Below are 1,774 nucleotides of genomic sequence, written 5' to 3'. Positions count from 1 at the left end.
CCGTCCGGCCGTCGCGCGCGCCGGTCTGCCCTTGGCCCTGCTGACCCTGCATGGCCTGCTGCATCTGGTTCATCATGTCCTGGGCGCCGCGGCGCTGCGCCTCCAGCGCCCGACCCTGTTCGCCAACCGCACGGTCGCCACGGCCTTCGCCAAGCGCACCCTCGGCTTCGCCCATGGCTTCGCCGGCCTCGCCAAATCCTTCGCCCGGCCGGATACCGAGACCCTCGAGGCCTTCCATCAGGCTCTCCAGATCACCGCGCAGGCCGCCCTGTCCTTCCTGTAGATTGCGCAGGGCCTCGGCCAATGCCTCGGGCGACATTCCCTGGCCCTGGCCCTGGCCCTGACCTTGACCCTGCTGGTTCTGGCCTTGCTGGCCCTGCCCCTGCCGGCCCTGACCTTGCTGGCCCTGTTGACCCTGCTGTCCCTGCTGCTGCTGGTCGAGGCGGAAGGTCTCGTTCATCAACTCCTGCTGCCGGCGCATGATCTCGCCGAGCTGATCCATCTGCTGGCGCATCTCGGATTGTTGGCCGCCTTGCCCTTGCTGGGGGCGGCCGGCCTGCAGATTGTTCATCATGTTTTCGAGCTGCGAGAGAAGTTCCTGCGCCTGGTCGCGCGCCCCGGAGCGGGCCAGTTCCTCGATCTGGTCGAGCATGCGTTCGAGATCGCTCTGGCGCATCGTCTCGCCATCCTGGTTTTCGGCGAAATTCTGATTCTGCATGGCGCGCTCGGCGAATTCACGCAGGAACTCCTGCATTGCCGTGCGCAACTCGTCCATCAGCCGCTCGATCTCCTCGTCGCTGGCGCCGTTCTCGAGTGCCTGCCGGAGTGCTTCCTGCGCCTGGCGCAACCGCCGTTCCGCCGCCGTCAGATCGCCGTCCTCGATGATCAGCGCGACCTCCCAGAGGTCGTCGACGACGCCGCGCAGCGCATCATCCGTACCGGCCATGTCGAGGCGCGCGCGCACGGCGGCGATGAGCAGGTAGTGCGAAGGTTCGTCGAACGTTTCCTCTGGCCACAGAAGCAGGGCATCCATCAGCGCCAGAATGCGATCCTGCTGATTGGCGTCGAGCGCAAGTTCCCGCCGCTGCTCGATCAGCGCCCTGGCGAGCGGGTTCGTGAAGGGGCGCTCGGGGAGCACGAAAGTCTTGATATCGCTTTCGCCCGTCTGCCCGGCGCCGTCGGTGGCCGAGAGCCCGAGGTTCACCGATCGGCCGGCCCAGGGATGCTCGGTCAGGTCGCGGGATGTCTTCGCCACCTTGTCATCGCCGCGGCGCGGCAGGGTCAGCGGCATTTCCGGCGCCTCGAAGAGGGGGCGCGCCTCCGGATCCTGCTCCGCCGGAGCGAATGATGCCTCCGCGCCCGTGGCGCCGTAGTCATCATCGATCTCGTAGGCGAGCTCCAGCGCCCCGTTCACCGCCCGCTTCGGATCCTCGGTAAAGCGGATCTGCGGGGGTTTGTCGGGAATGATGACGAAGCGCCAATTGGCGATCTCGCGCCCGCGGTCCGACAGGCTGATGGCGCCATCGCCGGAGAGGGTTTCGGAAAAGCCGAGTGCCGTGCCGGCGCCGTCTTCCGCCGCCGCCTCCGGCTCGATGGCGTGCGGCTGGCCGTCGAGATCGACGAAGGACAGGGTCTCCTCGCCCGAGCCACCGCTCACGCGCACCGAGACGGTGCTGTTCTGCGGCACGGTGAAGGCCTGGTTCTCGCGATTGGCCTCGGCCGTCAGGAAGATGGGCGCGCGGCCGGTATAGGGCGGCGGCGTCACCCAGGCGTC

The 1,774-nt window shown here is 67.9% G+C and carries 1 protein-coding gene; it reads right to left on the bottom strand.

Translation table 11 applies throughout. From position 1 onward, the window contains the following. On the bottom strand, nucleotides 1-1,774 hold a 1,774-nt coding region (locus ACFP9U_RS24885), incomplete at both ends, for a TIGR02302 family protein (protein WP_378625552.1).

The organism is Nitratireductor sp. GCM10026969 (genome assembly GCF_042660605.1).
Lineage (GTDB): Bacteria > Pseudomonadota > Alphaproteobacteria > Rhizobiales > Rhizobiaceae > Chelativorans.
The sequence above is the reverse complement of the archived record's forward strand: the minus strand, read 5'-3'. Positions and strand labels throughout refer to the sequence as shown.